The sequence below is a fragment of the Algibacter sp. L4_22 genome (genome assembly GCF_023473045.1).
Taxonomy (GTDB): domain Bacteria; phylum Bacteroidota; class Bacteroidia; order Flavobacteriales; family Flavobacteriaceae; genus Algibacter.
Genome location: NZ_JAMCOK010000001.1, coordinates 832,332 through 847,611 on the forward strand (window position 1 = coordinate 832,332; position 15,280 = coordinate 847,611).

Consider the following 15,280-nt stretch of genomic DNA (forward strand, 5'->3'; position numbering starts at 1 on the left):
GCCTATCCTATTGTTAATTCTTCTACCATTGGTTCTTCAGTTGCTAAGCGTATTAAAGCGCTTTTGTATTCTGTTGGCATAACGCGAACAAAATTGCTTAAGCTTGTATCCCAATCTTCCAGTAATCTTTTACCTAATTTACTTTCCGTGTATGTTACGTGATTTTGGATAGTTGCTCTTAAATCGGCTGCATCTTCTGCTGTAATATCTTCAAAATCTATAGTTTCAGTATTACAAAGTCCGTTTACAAATTTATTTTCTGGATCGTAAACATAAGCGATACCACCACTCATACCTGCAGCAAAGTTTCTTCCTGTAGAACCAAGAACAATTACTTTACCACCTGTCATGTATTCACAACAGTGATCACCTACACCTTCTACAACCGCAGTTGCTCCAGAGTTTCTTACTGCAAAACGTTCGCCTGCAATACCATTTATATAAGCTTCACCTTGAACGGCTCCAAATAAACAAACGTTACCAACTATAATATTTTTTTCAGCTAAGAAATCTGCTTTTTCTGGTTTCTTCACGATTAATTTAGCTCCAGATAAACCTTTACCTAAATAATCGTTGGTATTTCCATCAACCATAAATGTTAAGCCATGAGCTCCGAAAGCGCCAAAACTTTGCCCAGCAGAACCTGTGAATTTAATATTTAAAGTATCTTCTGGTAAACCAAGATGTCCGTAAATTTTAGAAATTTCATTACTTACAATCGCACCAACCGAACGGTCTGTGTTTTTAATAGGATACGATAAGTTCATTTTTTCTTTTCTGTAAAGTGCACGATGCGAATCTTTAAGAATTCTAAAATCAATAACGTTATCTAAATTATGATCTTGTTGCTCGGTGTTTTTAATAGGCATTGATTTGTATGCCTCTGGTCTGTGTAAAATAGCCGATAAATCCAAACCTTTTGCTTTATAATGGTTTATGGCTTTATTAGAATTGATTTTGTGGGTTTGCCCAACCATTTCTCCTAAAGTTCTAAAACCTAATTGCGCCATTATTGCTCTTAATTCTTCCGCTATATAGAAGAAGAAGTTAATAACGTGCTCTGGTGTGCCTTTAAAGTTTTTACGTAACTCTTTATCTTGAGTGGCGATACCAACTGGGCATGTATTTAAATGACACTTACGCATCATGATACATCCAGAAGCTACTAATGGTGCCGTTGCAAATCCAAATTCTTCTGCTCCTAATAAAGCTGCGATTGCAACATCACGACCTGTTTTTAATTGGCCATCACATTCTACAACAATACGACTTCTAAGGTTGTTTAAAACTAAAGTTTGTTGTGCTTCGGCTAAACCAAGTTCCCAAGGTAAACCAGCGTGTTTTAATGAGGTAAGCGGTGAAGCTCCTGTTCCTCCATCGTATCCAGATATAAGAACCACATCTGCTTTTGCTTTAGAAACACCGGCTGCAATTGTACCTACACCAACTTCAGAAACTAATTTTACGTTAATTCTTGCTTCACGATTCGCATTTTTTAAATCGTAGATAAGCTGCGCTAAATCTTCAATAGAATAAATATCGTGATGCGGCGGTGGTGAAATTAAACCAACAAATGGTGTTGAGTTTCTTGTTTCAGCAATCCAAGGCAATACTTTATGTCCTGGTAACTGTCCCCCTTCTCCAGGTTTTGCACCTTGAGCCATTTTTATTTGAATTTCCTTTGCACTAGTTAAATAGTGAGAAGTTACTCCAAAACGACCAGAAGCTACTTGCTTAATTGCAGAGTTTCTACTATCTCCATTACTATCTTTTTGGAAACGTCTACGATCTTCTCCACCTTCACCAGAATTAGATTTACCTCCAATACGGTTCATAGCAATCGCTAAGTTTTCGTGAGCTTCACGAGAAATAGATCCGTAAGACATAGCACCTGTTTTGAATCGTTTAACGATTTCGGTCCATGGTTCTACTTCTTCTAAAGGAATAGGATCTAAGTTGTCGAATTCAAATAAACCACGAATAGTCATTAAGTTTTCCGATTGCTCGTTGATCGCTTTTGCATAAACATCATAACTTGCCTGGTCGCTTAAGCGAACGGCTTGTTGAAGTTTAGCAACCGTTGTTGGGTTGAATAAGTGGCGTTCGCCATTTCTTCTCCAACGGTAATCGCCACCAATATTTAATCCTAAGTTTTTATCAATAGTATTATCTGGGTAGGCTTGTTTATAACGTTCGTTAATTTCTTTTTCAATTTCATATAAACCTATACCTTCAATTCTTGAAGCGGTATAAGGGAAATATTTTTCAACAAATTGAGAGTTGAAACCAACAATTTCGAAAATTTGAGAACCTCTGTATGAGTGTAATGTAGAGATTCCAATTTTGTTCATTACTTTTAAAATACCTTTTCCAATCGCTTTGTTGAAATTATCAACCGCTTTTTGCTCGTCCATACCAGTAATGAAGCCTTCTTTAACTTGCATTCTAATAATTTCGTTTACCATATAAGGGTTAACAGCACTTGCGCCATAACCAAATAAAGTTGCAAAATGATGTGGTTCACGAGGTTCTGCAGATTCGATAATGATATCGAAGTGAGAACGCTTACGTAAACGGTTTAATTGGTGGTTAACATAAGAACAAGCTAATAAACATGGAATTGGAGCAAACTCTTTATTTACACCTCTATCGGAAAGGATAATGATGTTTGTTTTGCGATCTAATGCTTTTTCTATTTGTACTATAACATCTTCCAAGGCATCTTCTAGACCGTTAAGCCCTTGTGCTTTTGGATATAACATTTGAATAGTTTCTGCCTTAAAACCTTCAACTGAAATGTTTCTTATTTTTTCTAAATCGGGATTAGAAATTACCGGATTTTGAATTCTAAGTTTTCTACATTGTCTATCGGTAATACTGAAAATGTTTCTGTCTTTACCAAGGTTTAAACTAATATCTGTTACTATTTCTTCACGAATACCATCTAATGGAGGGTTGGTAACTTGTGCAAATAATTGTTTAAAGTAGTTTGAAATAAGTTGAGGTCTATCCGATAAAACAGCTAAAGGTGTATCGATCCCCATAGAGCCTAAAGCTTCTTTTCCAACAATAGCCATTGGCGTAATAACTTCTTGAATATCTTCAAACGTATAGTTAAATAAACGTTGTCTTGTTTTTATATCAATAGTTTCTATCGAGCAAGTTTCGTTATCATAAGGTATATCTTTTAGATGAAGTCTCGTTTTGTCTAACCATTCTTTATATGGTCTTTCTGAAACGATTTTACTTTTTATTTCTTCATCTTCGATAATACGACCCTTGTTCATATCTACCAAGAACATTTTTCCTGGCTCTAAACGTCCGTGTCTTTCAATATCTTCCGGAGCGATATCAACCACACCAATTTCTGATGACATGATTAATTTTCCGCTTTTAGTAACTGTATATCTTGATGGTCTTAAACCATTTCTATCTAATAAAGCACCAACATAATCACCATCTGTAAATGGTACAGATGCAGGACCATCCCAAGGTTCCATAATACAAGCGTTATACTCGTAAAATGCTTTACGCTCCTTAGACATGGTAGCGTGTTTTTCCCAAGCTTCAGGGATCATCATCATCATGATTTCTGGTAACGATCGGCCAGTATGTGTTAATAATTCCACAACCATATCCATAGAAGCCGAATCGGATTTTCCTGGAAGAATAATTGGGAATAATTTATCTATTTGCGGTCCAAAAACATCACTTTTCATGATTTCTTCACGAACACGCATTCTACTTACATTTCCACGAAGGGTATTAATTTCACCATTCTGGCACATGTATCTAAACGGTTGTGCTAATTCCCAAGTAGGCATAGTGTTGGTCGAGAAACGTTGGTGTACCAAAGCTAAACGAGTCACTAAATCTATTTGCTGTAAGTCGGTATAATAAGGCCCAATATCTTCGGGCATAATAATACCTTTGTATATTAAGGTACTTGTAGAAAAACTTGGAACGTAAAAGTAAATGCTTTCAGAAATTTTAGAATCACGAATGGTGTGTTCTGTTATTTTTCTAGCGGCATATAATTTCGCTTTAAAATCGGCATCGGTAATGTCTTCTGTTTTACCAACAAATAATTGCTCAATGTTTGGTTCGGATGCTGCTGCAATTGGTCCTAATTGCGAAGAATCGACAGGGACTTCACGCCATCCTAAAATAGAAAGGCCTTGTGTTTTAACTTCGTTTTCGAAGGTTGTTTTACAAAAGTTATATTGATTTTTCACCTTTGGTAAAAACACCATACCTACGGCATATTCTCTTTGCTCAGGAATACTGAAATCGCATACGCGTTTAAAATAATCGTGTGGAATATCTATTAATAAACCAGCGCCATCACCGGTTTTTCCGTCGGCACTAACGCCTCCACGGTGTTCTAATTTTACTAGAATTTCTAGCGCATCATGTATGATTTGATTTGTTTTTTCTCCTTTAAGATTACAAATAAAACCAGCGCCACAGTTTTCGTGTTCAAATTCTGGTAAATAGAGTCCTTGTTTCTTCAGCATAATCGTTTAAAAACTTGAGTTGAATTGTAAAGATATGTACTAGTGTTTAAAATACAATAGGGGCAATTCATTATTTCGATTTTTTAGGCGAAGCGAAGATTAAAATAGGTATATATCAATAAGTATGATGGTTTTTTAATAAATACTCAATTCGTTTTTTTTTAATGATAATTATAGATATATGAATTAATGGTAGTATTTGTCTGTTTTAATGGAAAGAATGCTATTGTTTTTTGCAAAAGACTAACAATAATTCAAACAATGTGTTTGTTGAAAAATCAAAAAATAAAAATAATCACAAGAAGACCCCTAAAAAATTAGGGGTAAAATTGTGTAATTGATAAAAATGAGGTAAAACACCCTGTTTTTTGCAGGGTTTAAGATATTTTAACATAGTTTTGGATAGTTCTTATTAAATAAACCAAAAAACTAATAACTTAAAAATGAACACAATTATGAAAAAAATTATTACACTTTCGATGCTTTTTGTTGCTGCAATAGGCTTTGCTCAAGAAGATGAATCAAAATTATCAATAAGTGGTAGTGTTGATGCTTACTACAGAACTGTTTTAACGGCATCGGATGTTGGATCTCCTGCAACTGAGTCTTCATTTGCTGACCAAACAGGTTTTGCATTAGGAATGGCTAACATTATTGCTTCTTATGATGGGGCAACAACTGGTATGGTAGCAGATTTAGCTTTCGGAACTAGAGGTCTGCAAGCAGTAGGATCGGGTTCAGATGTTTTTATTAATCAATTATATGCTTACTGGAATGTATCTGAAAGCACAACTTTAACAATGGGTCGTTTTAATACTTACTTAGGTTATGAGGTGATTTCTCCAGTTGGAAACTTTAACTATAGTACATCTTATATGTTCTCTTATGGTCCGTTTTCTCATGTTGGTTTAAAAGCAGATTTTGCTTTATCTGATGATTTTAGCTTAATGGCTGCCTTAATGAATGTTACTGATGTTAATAATAATATGACAGGTGATTATGCTTTAGGTGCTCAATTAGGATACTCTGGACAATTCTTAAACTTTTATTATGATGGTGGTGCAGGTATTGGTTTTGAAGTAGACTATACAGGTGGTTTTGATTTATCTGATGATTTCTTTTTAGGAATAAATGCTGCTTACCAAGATAATGATGGTGCTGGTTTTTACGGTGCTGCATTATACCCTCAATTAGCAACTTCTGATTCTTTTACAGTAGGATTAAGAGCAGAATATTTTCAACAACTTGAAGATGGAGGAGTTTTAGGAAACTTACCAGCTGATGAGAGTATTTTAGGTGTTACATTAACAGGTAGTTATACTTTAGAAAACTTAATTATTAAGCCTGAATTACGTTTAGATAGTGCTTCTGAAGATGTAATTAACTTTCCAGATAGTGATGGGGTAGCTTCTAAAAGTTTAGCTGCATTTACTTTAGCTGCGATTTACTCTTTCTAAGCTTTAAAATATTATAAATCCCTGCTTAAACCAAGCAGGGATTTAATAGTGCTATTATTAACTAACCAAAAAAAATATAATATGATGTCAATATTAAATTTACCTTTATTAATTCAGGATACTGCTGCTATCGAGGGCGATATGGGAATGCTGTGGATGCTTATCTCAGGTATTCTGGTGTTCTTTATGCAAGCCGGGTTTTTCTTAGTAGAGTCAGGGATGACGGATTCTAAGAATGCCGTAAACATCGCCATGAAAAACTTCCTAGATATTGCTGTAGGTTCTTTAGCCTTCTGGTTTATAGGATACTCTTTAATGTACGGAGCAGATCAAGGTGGTGGATTTTTTCACTGGGGAGGCTTTATATTCTCTCAAGGCGCTGCCGATTTATTCTTCCAAACTGTATTTGCTGCAACCGCTGCAACTATTGTTTCTGGAGCTATAGCCGGAAGAACAAAATTTACAACGTACGCTATTTTTAGTGTTGTTTTAACTGCATTCATTTATCCAATCGCTGGTGGTTGGGAATGGAATGGTGGTTGGTTAAACAATACCGATGGAATTATGCCTGCTGAATTTATCGATTTTGCTGGATCGTCTATTGTTCACTCTGTGGGTGGATGGGCTGCACTTGTTGCTGCTTGGATGGTAGGTCCTAGAATTGGAAAATACCTTGATGGTAAACCTGTTGAAATGCACGGTCATAACCAAATGTACGCTACTTTAGGTGTATTTATTCTTTGGTTAGGATGGTTTGGTTTTAACGGTGGTTCTCAATTAGCTTGGGGTGGAGATGATGCTATTGCTGCTTCTCAAGTTGTTTTAGTAACTAACTTAGCGGCTTCTGCTGGTGCTTTAGGTGCTTTGCTTTTAACTTGGTTTAAAAATGGAAAACCAAATTTAAGTATGACTTTAAATGGTGCGCTTGCTGGTTTAGTAAGTATTACTGCTGGTTGTGGTAACATGAGCGAAGGCGGTGCTGTATTAGCTGGTCTTGTTGGTGGTATACTTGTTGTATTTGCAATTGGTTTTGTTGAAAAAACATTAAAAATTGATGATGCTGTAGGTGCTATTTCAGTACACGGTGTTTGTGGTGCTTGGGGGACTTTAGTTATTGGTCTTTGGGGTGTTGATGGTGATGCTGGAATTGGAATATTTAATGGTGGAGGTGCTGCTCAATTAGGCGCACAAGCTATCGGAGTTTTAGCATATGCTGCATGGGCTATTGGATTATCTTTTATTTTCTTAGGAATTATGAAAAAGATATGGGGCTTAAGAGTTTCTGAAAAAGAAGAAATTGATGGTCTTGACTGGTACGAACATGGATCTATCGCTTACCCTGGTAAGAGACAAAGAGAAATTGAAGAAGAATAAAATATGTTATAATTTATAAATATCCAAAAAGATGTCTGAACAAGGCATCTTTTTGGACGTTTATAACTATTTGAGAAACCACTTGAATTCTAGTTTATAGAACTTAAATATTTTTTACTTTAACGAACTAAACTTATTAAGAATTAAATTATGAAAAAAATTGAAGCGATTATTAGAAAATCTAAATACCGTGTAGTTAAAGAAGCTTTGCATGAAATAGGTGTTATCTTTTTTTCTTATTGGGACGTAACCGGTCTTGGAAATGAGAAGGAAGGGCATGTTTATCGTGGTGTTAGTTATAGCACTAGTGATATACAGCGTAGATATCTTTCCATTGTTGTAAACGATGATTTTGCTGATGCAACAGTACAAACAATTATTGATTCTGCAGGAACAGGAGAAGTTGGCGATGGCAAAATATTTGTATCCGATGTACAGGAATGCTACCGTATAAGAACCGGTGAAAAAGGAAGCGACACATTAAAATAATTATAGACTTAAACTAATAACATGGAATTACTTACAATAAATAATGTATGGATGATGATCTGTACGGCTTTAGTTTTCTTTATGCATACAGGTTTTGCATTTTTAGAAATTGGACTAACGAGACAGAAAAATACATTAAACATATTATTTAAAAATATTTTTATCGTTACTATTGGCTTACTCTTATATTGTTTAGTGGGCTTTAATTTAATGTATCCTGATTTTGCTGAAGGTTCTGCAGGGATTTTTGGTTTTGCCGGCTTTGGATTAGATTCTCCATTAACAGCAGAAGGTGCTTTAGATTTAACATATAATGAAGGGTATACATATTGGACAGACTTTTTGTTTCAAGGTATGTTTGCTGCAACCGCTGCAACTATTGTTTCTGGAGCAGTTGCCGAACGTATGAAAATTGGACCATTCATGATTTTTACTATAATCTACGTTGGATTTGTATATCCAATAGCTGGATCATGGAAATGGGGTGGCGGATTTTTAGATCAACTTGGTTTTTACGATTTCGCAGGTTCTACTTTAGTTCACTCTGTAGGTGGTTGGGCGGCATTAGTTGCTGTTTTCTTATTAGGTCCTCGTATCGGGAAATTTAAGAATGGAAAGCCTCAGGCTATTCCTGGCCATAATATACCTTTAGCAACCGCAGGTGTTTTAATCCTTTGGTTAGGGTGGTTTGGTTTTAACGGGGGTTCTGTGCTTTCTGCTAATCCAGAATTAACATCTTTAACATTAGTAACTACCTGTTTAGCTGCTTCTGCTGGTGGTATTGTTGCTGCTTTGTTTACTTTTTTAAAATACAAAAACCTTGATTTAACCATGTTTTTAAATGGTATTTTAGGTGGTTTGGTAGGTATTACTGCAGGAGCAGATGTTATGACGCCTACTAGTGCTATTATTATTGGTGCTATTGCAGGTGTACTTATTGTGTTAGCTGTTAGTTGTGTTGATGCTTTAAAACTTGATGATCCTGTTGGTGCTATTGCCGTGCATTTAATTTGTGGTATTTGGGGAACTTTAGCAGTTGGTATATTTTCAACCAACCCAGAACATAACTTTATGGCGCAATTAATTGGTGTGGCTTGTTATGCTGGTTTTTGTTTAATAACCTCGTTTATTATTATATTTACATTGAAGAAGGTTGTTGGTATTCGCGTTTCTGAGAAAGAAGAACTTGAAGGTTTGGATTCTCATGAGCATGGAATGGAAGCATATCCTGATTTTAGATCTAACGATCATTAAATTCGAACTATTTAACTAATCACTTATATTTTTTAATTGAAGGGTGTTTTGCTTTATGTGAAACACCCTTTTTTTTGTTTGAAATTTATTGATTACGATTTTGTGTTTTATGAATGATTTTTAATATTTTGATCACGCGTGCTTTTATATAGTTTAAGGAGTAGAGGTTTTAGCTTTTGATAGCCTATGTAAACCATAGCTGCAATCTATGCGCTATGCGCAAGGGATAGCAGTGGAAAGCCCACAGCTGCACCAATGGTAATTGGGGTGGCGAGGACTTGCAGCGAATAGCCCGACCCAAAGGGTTGCGCCCAAAAACACAAACTTATTTGAATTAAAAAAGCCCCCTATTTTAGGAGGCTTTTACTTGTTTTATGTAAACTTTATATTATGCTGAGTTTCTACTTGCATTAATGTTTCCGAATAATGAACGTGTAACAATTTTTTCAAATATTTTAATTTGTTCTTCGTCACGAACTTCGGCTTTTTCTAATTCTTGAATCTTTTTAAGGGCGTATTGCTGTATAGTAAGCAATGGAAGCACGATAGATTCACGAACTTGAATAGAGGCACGGCCTGCAGGCTCATTCTCCATAAGTTCTTTGTAGCCTGTTAGCTTAAGTAATAAGGCTTTGGTGGATAAATACTCGTTATGAATAATATCCCAAAAGGCTCCAAACTCTTCGTCTTTGGACATGTATTTTGTTAAATCGAAAAACGATTTTGTTAAAGACATCATACTGTTTTCTAACAGTGTTTTAAAGAATTTTGAGTTGTTATACAATTGCTCAACTTTATGAAATTCACCACGATCTTCGTATGCTTTTAATGCTTTACCTACACCAAAGAAACCTGGTACGTTTTGTTTTAACTGACTCCAAGAACCTACAAAAGGAATGGCTCTTAAATCTGAAAAGACTAACTTATCTGAACTTCCTCGTTTTGATGGACGCGAACCAATATTTGTTTTAGCATAGTATTTTAAGGTACTCATGCGTTCCAAATACGGGATAAACATGTCGTGACTTTTAAAATCTTTATAAGCGGTGTAGCTTGTTTCGGCTAGATCGTTCATTACAACTTTATCTTCTTGGCTCATGGCTTCGTTGTTTTTACCAAGTCGGTTAGAGATGCCAGAACTTATTAATTGTTCTAAATTGTATTGAGATGATTCTAAGGTACCGAAATTAGAACTAATAGTTTGCCCTTGTATGGTTAATTGTACTTCTTTATCCTCAATTGTTGGACCTAAAGATGAGTAGAATTGGTGTGTTTTTCCACCACCACGTGCTGGAGGGCCACCACGACCATCAAAGAAAATGGCTGTAATACCGTGTTCTCTAGAAATGGTAGTTAAGCGTTCTTTTGCTTTGTAAATTCCCCAGTTTGCCATAAGGTATCCACCATCTTTTGTACCGTCAGAGAAGCCTAGCATTATAGTTTGCTTGTTATCTCGTTTTTCTAAATGTGCGCGATATGTAGGGTTGTTGTATAACTGTTCCATAACGCCTGCAGCGTTTTCTAAATCTGGAATGGTTTCAAAAAGAGGAGCAACATCCACCGTTAAATCATCTTTAAACGCTACTAATTTTAGCATAGCAAAAAGTTGCATAACGTTTAATGCGGTTTGGTTGTTACTAATTATGTATCGGTTTGCACCGCGTTCACCATTTGTTTTTTGGATTTTTTTGATGGCTTTAATGGTTTTAAGCGTGTTGCTTACCATTTCGTCTTCAAAAACATCAATATCTATTTTATCACCACTTACTTCCGAAAGAATTTGAACTTGTTCTTCGTCTGATAATTTATGATAGTTTTTAGGAAATGATGGGTGGTTTTTTTCAATTAAATTATCAATAACCGTAGTAAACACCGTGTGGTGAATACGGCTATCTTGCCTGATATCTAAAGATGCAAAATTGAACCCGAACAGATGGATTTTATTAATTAAGCTATTAATTTCGTGAATGTAAAGTGACTGATGGTCGGCTTTAATTATGTCTCTAATGTTTAATAACTCTCTAAGAAGCTCTTTAGCGGTTATCGTTTTTTCGGTTTTTAAGTTTATACTGTAATTGTATAAAATAGTTTCAAGCTTAATAATACGCTCTTCTACACCTCTAAACGTTAGTTTACGTCTTAAGTTTCTAAGATCGGCATAGTATTTTTTAAGTATAGATTGTTTTAATTTATTAGCAACTTTTACTGTAGTGTTTGGCTTAACAAACGGGTTTCCGTCTCTATCTCCACCTGGCCAAAAGCCAATGTTTATTATTTCGTTATGCTTTTTAGTATCGTCGTAAATATTTGTTTGGATATAGTTGTAAATATCTCCAAACGATTCGTAAAACACATTTTCTAAATACCAAATTAAGCTTTTAGCTTCATGGTAAGGTGTTGGTTTTTCACGTTTGAAAAATGGTGTTTTTCCTAATTGTGCAAACAAATCGTTAATACCGTTTAGGTTGTTTTCTTTTACAGCGTTAGATAAATCGGTAATAATACCTAAAACAGAACCTGGGTAAAATTGTGTTGGGTGAGCCGTTAAAACAATGCGGACTTTAAACTCTTCAAGATAATCTTGAAGTGCTTCTAATTGGTTTTCCGAAGTGGCCGTTTCTTTAAGGTTTCTAAGTGTTCCAATACCATCCATATTATTTACAATAGGGAAGGCGGCATCTTCAACAGCATCAAACAATACTACTTGGCGCTCTATGTATTGAATAAAACGAAACAAAAGGTTTATTTGACTTTCCTCAGACCTACGACCTTGATATTTTTTAAAAAACGTATCTACAATGGTTGTTGGGTCGTCACCTTGCTGAAATCCTTTTTCGCAAGTTTCGTGAAACAACGGCAGTAATACGCCAGTTTTTGTTATAGTATCAAATGGTAATGTCATAAAAATACTATTGTAAATTTGGTATTTAGACAACACACTTTGATTAAATCGTGTTAATTTTGGCTCTACAGACATGATTTTGTTTCTATTCTAGAATTAAAACATAAAAGTACTAAAGCAATTCTTAATCATAGCAGGCTGTGTAAAGTTTTATTAATTTTTGTTGTTTGTAGGTTTCTTATTATGAATAATTAAAAAAAAAGTTAATTATGTCATATTGTTTATAATAAAGTGGGGTAGAATAACTGTTTTTCTTAACTGCTATGGTTAGAACAAAATCATTTTAACGGTTTAAAAGTATGATATATGTCATTTTTATGCGCCTATTCCTGTTGTACTTTTGTTGATTAATTGACTTAACATGAAAAATACACATTCATTTCATATTCCTGTAATGGGAATAGGATTTACGATAGATACGCCTTTAAAAGTTGCACAGTATGGTATGGATTCTGTAATTTCTTTGGTAGATGATATTCTACTTGAAAAATTAAGGAAAATGTACAGCGAAAAATTTGAGGTTCCTTATCATGAGATTACAGATAAAATAGAAGATTTTAGAGCCAAAAGAGTTACCTCTTATTTAAATCTAATTAGCGATTTAGCAAGCAAGAAATTTGAAGAATTAAAAAATGTTTCGGCAGAAAAAAGCGAAGAACTTTTTAATTATATCAGTATGTTGCCTGATGGATCTAAAATGAAATCTGAGTTCGAAAAATTAACATCTAAAGAATTAGATTTTTCTAAGGTTAAAAACTGGGTTGCTAGTAATTTATCTATGGGAGCCATCGATGTTAATATCATGACAAAGGTGGATAAAGATAATTACATAAAGGATGAAAAATTACCAGTAGAATTTAACGATGCACATGCTGCATTGCGTGGTTTTGCTAATAGTAAATTAAATTCTTCCGTAGTACTTTCTGCAGGGATGAACCCGAGATTGTACGCGTATATGTCTCAATTTAATGATTTTTTTCCAGATGAAAATGGACTTTTAAATAAGCGTATTATTTTGAAGGTTAGCGATTATAGATCGGCATTAATTCAAGGTAAATTTTTAGCAAAAAAAGGTTTATGGGTTTCGGAATACAGAATCGAATCTGGTTTAAATTGTGGTGGCCATGCTTTCGCAACCGAGGGATATCTTTTAGGACCTGTTTTGGCAGAGTTTAAGGCGAATAGAGATGAACTTCAAAAAGCTATTTATAGCGTATTAAATCAGGAACTTTTAAATCAAAATAGAGCAATTCCTGATGAAGAATTAAGTTTTGAAATTACAGCACAAGGCGGTGTAGGAACTTATGAAGAACATGATTTTTTACTAAACCATTATAATTTAGATTCTATAGGTTGGGGTAGTCCATTTTTATTAGTGCCAGAAGCCACAGCTGTGGATAAAGGAACTTTAGATATGTTAGCTAAAGCTGAAGAAAAAGATTTGTATTTAAGCGATGTTTCTCCGTTAGGTGTGCCTTTTAATAACCTTAGGGACAATACGAAAGATGCTGAAAAACAAGTTTTAATAGATAAAGGAAGGCCTGGTAGTTCTTGTCCTAAGAAATTTGTGGCTATGAATAAAGAGTTTAAAGAGTCTGGAGTTTGTACCGCATCAAGAGAATATCAGCATTTTAAAATAAAAGCTTTAAAAGAACAAGAGTTATCTCCAGAAAACTATCAAAATCAATACAATAAAATTATTGAAAAATCTTGCACTTGTGTAGGCTTGGGTACTTCGGCACTTTTAGCGTATGGTCTTGATACTAAAACGGAAGGAGAAGGTGTTTCTGTTTGTCCGGGACCAAACATGGCTTATTATTCTAAAATAATGAGCTTGAAGAATATTACCGATCATATTTACGGGCGTGATAATATGGTTTCTCGCACAGATAGGCCTAATTTATTTATTAAAGAGCTAGATATTTATATTGATTTTTTAAAAAATAAATTAGCAGAGGCTAGAGTTTCTATGAGTAAAAAAGATGAGAAATACTTAATCAATTTTACTAAAAATATGAAAATGGGTGTTGCGTATTATCAGTCACTTTTTAATAATTTCAAAAATGAGTTTTTAGATATTAAAGAATCTGTTTTATCAGAACTTTTTAAAGGAGAACTTACTTTAAACGAGATTCAATTAGAAATTCAAAGTTTGACTATTAAAGCATAAAATTAAAGCGCTTTGTTTGTATTATAACAAAGCGCTTTTTTCTTTTTGTTATTTATTTAAGAGTTTACTTAACAATAATTTAAAGATTTTATAAAAAGAATGCTTGTTTTTTATTCCCAAGGTTTTTTTAGGCGATTCTGAATTTAATACGCATTTTAATTAAGATATTTGTAATTAAATGAGGAATAACATGGATTTAGTAAAAGAAATAAATCGTTTAAAAAAGGAAAAAAATGCTGTTATTTTGGCGCACTATTATCAGGTGCCAGAAATCCAAGATATAGCCGATTATGTTGGTGATAGTTTAGGTTTGTCTCAAAAGGCAGCCGAAACCGATGCTGATATTATTGTATTTGCGGGTGTGCATTTTATGGCCGAAACTGCGAAGATTTTAAATCCATCTAAAACCGTTGTTTTACCAGATGTAAATGCAGGATGCTCTCTAGCCGATTCTTGTCCGCCAGCAGATTTTGAAGCGTTTACAAAAGAACATCCCAATCATGTGGTGATCACTTACGTGAATTGTTCTGCTGAAATTAAGGCATTAAGTGATATTGTTTGTACTTCTTCCAATGCATTGAAAATAGTGCAATCTATACCAAAAGAAACGCCAATTATATTTGCTCCAGATAGAAATTTAGGACAATACATAATTAATGAAACTGGGCGTGATATGTTACTTTGGGACGGTAGTTGTATTGTTCATGAAGCATTTTCTATTGATAAATTAATTGAATTACATAAAAAATATCCAGCTCATAAAATTATAGCGCATCCAGAATCTGAAACTCATATTTTGGATACAGCCACTTATATTGGCTCTACTTCAGGCATGATTAATTTTGTTAGAGAGCATGCCGATGAAAAATTTATTGTAGCTACAGAAGCTGGTATTCTGCATAAAATGCAAGAAGAAATGCCAAACACAGAATTAATTCCCGCACCAGCAAAGGAAGATAATACTTGTGCTTGTAGTGAATGTCATTTTATGAAAATGAATACCATGCAAAAATTATACGATTGTTTACTTAACGAATCGCCGCAGATTGATGTTGACGAGAAAATTCGTGAACGCGCATTATTACCAATTGAACGTATGTTAGAACTCTCAAAATAA

General features: G+C 34.4%; 8 protein-coding genes. 6 read left to right on the forward strand and 2 right to left on the reverse strand.

Annotated elements, in window-relative coordinates; all coding sequences use genetic code 11:
* Nucleotides 1–2: 2 nt before the first annotated feature.
* Nucleotides 3–4,517 (reverse strand): glutamate synthase large subunit, encoded by a 4,515-nt coding sequence (gene gltB / locus M4I23_RS03495; RefSeq protein ID WP_233267622.1) that lies wholly within the window; start codon nucleotides 4,515–4,517, stop codon nucleotides 3–5.
* A 455-nt stretch (nucleotides 4,518–4,972) separates the two neighbouring features.
* On the opposite strand from gltB, the gene M4I23_RS03500 reads away from it, so the two are divergent.
* The 4 genes from M4I23_RS03500 (at nucleotide 4,973) to M4I23_RS03515 (ending at nucleotide 9,091) form a co-directional block, all read left to right on the forward strand.
* The gene (locus tag M4I23_RS03500) at nucleotides 4,973–5,974 is read left to right on the forward strand and encodes an outer membrane beta-barrel protein (RefSeq protein ID WP_158846887.1); all 1,002 of its coding nucleotides are present in this window, start codon (nucleotides 4,973–4,975) and stop codon (nucleotides 5,972–5,974) included.
* A gap of 84 nt (nucleotides 5,975–6,058) precedes the next feature.
* Nucleotides 6,059–7,348: an ammonium transporter gene (locus M4I23_RS03505; RefSeq protein WP_249753598.1), complete on the forward strand. Its 1,290-nt coding sequence runs from the start codon at nucleotides 6,059–6,061 to the stop codon at nucleotides 7,346–7,348.
* Between the two features lie 150 nt (nucleotides 7,349–7,498).
* On the forward strand, nucleotides 7,499–7,837 hold the full coding sequence (locus M4I23_RS03510; RefSeq protein WP_158846889.1) for a P-II family nitrogen regulator: 339 nt from the start codon (nucleotides 7,499–7,501) through the stop codon (nucleotides 7,835–7,837).
* A 21-nt stretch (nucleotides 7,838–7,858) separates the two neighbouring features.
* Nucleotides 7,859–9,091, forward strand: a complete 1,233-nt coding sequence (locus M4I23_RS03515; RefSeq protein ID WP_249753458.1) for an ammonium transporter — start codon at nucleotides 7,859–7,861, stop codon at nucleotides 9,089–9,091.
* A 388-nt stretch (nucleotides 9,092–9,479) separates the two neighbouring features.
* Here the strand turns inward: M4I23_RS03515 and M4I23_RS03520 are convergent, their stop codons facing one another.
* On the reverse strand, nucleotides 9,480–12,068 hold the full coding sequence (locus M4I23_RS03520; RefSeq protein ID WP_249753459.1) for a phosphoenolpyruvate carboxylase: 2,589 nt from the start codon (nucleotides 12,066–12,068) through the stop codon (nucleotides 9,480–9,482).
* A 286-nt stretch (nucleotides 12,069–12,354) separates the two neighbouring features.
* Between M4I23_RS03520 and M4I23_RS03525 the strand changes: the two genes are divergently transcribed.
* Nucleotides 12,355–14,163: a hypothetical protein gene (locus tag M4I23_RS03525; RefSeq protein WP_249753460.1), complete on the forward strand. Its 1,809-nt coding sequence runs from the start codon at nucleotides 12,355–12,357 to the stop codon at nucleotides 14,161–14,163.
* 190 nt (nucleotides 14,164–14,353) lie between these two features.
* Nucleotides 14,354–15,280 (forward strand): quinolinate synthase NadA, encoded by a 927-nt coding sequence (gene nadA, locus M4I23_RS03530; protein ID WP_249753461.1) that lies wholly within the window; start codon nucleotides 14,354–14,356, stop codon nucleotides 15,278–15,280.